The sequence below is a fragment of the Roseateles sp. genome (assembly GCF_049240545.1).
Taxonomy (GTDB): domain Bacteria; phylum Pseudomonadota; class Gammaproteobacteria; order Burkholderiales; family Burkholderiaceae_C; genus Paucibacter_A.
Map to the genome: position 1 here is coordinate 1 of NZ_JBMLSK010000124.1, position 1,556 is coordinate 1,556.

The 1,556-nt window shown below is 64.4% G+C and carries 2 protein-coding genes; both read right to left on the reverse strand.

Translation table 11 applies throughout. The features are described 5' to 3' along the window. Positions 1 to 109 precede the first annotated feature (109 nt). Positions 110 to 301 (reverse strand): hypothetical protein, encoded by a 192-nt coding sequence (locus ACOVRJ_RS08175; protein ID WP_422043392.1) that lies wholly within the window; start codon positions 299 to 301, stop codon positions 110 to 112. Then, positions 298 to 1,419, reverse strand: a complete 1,122-nt coding sequence (locus tag ACOVRJ_RS08180; protein ID WP_422043393.1) for a Fic family protein — start codon at positions 1,417 to 1,419, stop codon at positions 298 to 300. The genes ACOVRJ_RS08175 and ACOVRJ_RS08180 overlap by 4 nt, the downstream gene beginning before the upstream one ends. Between the last annotated feature and the right edge of the window lie 137 nt (positions 1,420 to 1,556).

A 1,556-nucleotide genomic window follows, 5' to 3' on the forward strand; every position in this document is an offset into this window, starting at 1 on the left:
GCCCATCCACTTGTCTCACCCCGGGTGCGTGTTCAAACGACCGGAGCCACCACTCCCCCAGATGCTGTGCGTACGTCTTGGCCTGGGCTGCGGCATCCCCAAGGCTGACCTAGAAACGCTTGGCCTCGATCACGGCGAGCGAGCGACCGTGCCGGTCGCAAAGTACGTAGTCGGCACGAGTGCTGTCTGGCAGCACCACCTCGTAGCGGACGGCGTTGGGGTCCTGTGTGTTCCAGCCCTGTGCCGTGAATAACGCGTCGATCTTTACACGCTTTACCCGCGCGAAGACTTCGTTGGTCATGTGCCCCCCTGTGGAGCGTCCTCGCCCGGCCCCATGTCGTTGAAGAGGGCGATATAGGGTGCGTAGCGAAAGCGCCGGTTGCGCGCGTAGCCCGTCATCTCGCTGAGCACGTTCAGCTTCATCAGGCGAGAAACCAGACCGTTGGCCGCAGCATAGGTGGTGCCGGTCAATTTCTGCACGTCGCTGACCGACACGATCGGACGGTCGAACAGCGATTCGAGCACCTTGTGGCCGTTCCCGGCGGCGCGACCGAGCTGTTCGGTGATGGCTGTGCGATGCTGCTCGCGCAATTGGAGAATGCGTCGCGCCGTTTCTGCTGCCTCGCCAGCGACCGAAATCACTCCCCGCAGGAAGAAGGCGAGCCAGGCCTCCCATGCCCCGTGGTCGCGCACGGCCTGCAGGTGCTCGTAGTACGACTGGCGGTGTTGCTTGAAGTAATGCGACAGGTACAGCACCGGCTTGTGAAGCACGCTCGCCTCGGTCAGCAGGAAGGTGATCAGCAGCCGTCCGACGCGGCCATTGCCGTCCAGGAATGGATGGATGGTCTCGAACTGCACATGGGCCAGCGCGATCTTCACCAACGGAGGCAGCGAGTCGTCCCCGTGCAGGAACTTCTCCAGGTCGCCCAGCGCTTGCGGAACGGCATGATGCGGCGGGGGCACGAAGGCCGCAGTGTTCAGCGTGCAGCCGGCCGGGCCGATCCAGTTCTGGGTGGTCCGCAGTTCGCCGGGTTGAAGCCGTCCACCACGCATGCCACGCATCAGCTCCGCATGGATCTCGCGGATCAGCCGCACCGAGACCGGCAGGTCCGGGAGCCTCGCGAGGCCGTGGTTCATCGCCCGCACGTAGTTGACCACCTCGTCCACATCACGAGGCAGGTGCTCGTCGAAGAGTTGCGCTTCGGCCGACAGCAGATCCTGTAGCGAGCTCTGCGTGCCTTCGATCTGGCTGGAGAGGACCGCCTCCTTGCGCACGTACATGAAGACGAAGAGGTCGGCGTTCGGCAGCGTCAGCACGGAGCCGTCCAGCCGCCCCATCGCGCGGTCGGCCGCCGACAGCAGCGCGGGCAACTCACCCGTCAGGTCGACTGCGGGCTGTGGCGGCAGCGGCGCAGGCATGAAGGCGCGGTACCCCGTTGGCTGGGAGATGTACCGTCCTGCTCGCGTCGATGACTCCGGACTGGTGGCCATCCGTATCGCTGCCTTTCATATGGGCTCAAAACCGGTCCATATGATAGCCTGCGTTTAACAAGGGG

Excerpts from the sequence above, each read along its gene's own strand:
- ACOVRJ_RS08180 (WP_422043393.1), bottom strand. The coding sequence starts at position 1,419 with ATGCCTGCGCCGCTGCCGCCACAGCCCGCAGTCGACCTGACGGGTGAG.
- ACOVRJ_RS08175 (WP_422043392.1), bottom strand. The coding sequence starts at position 301 with ATGACCAACGAAGTCTTCGCGCGGGTAAAGCGTGTAAAGATCGACGCG.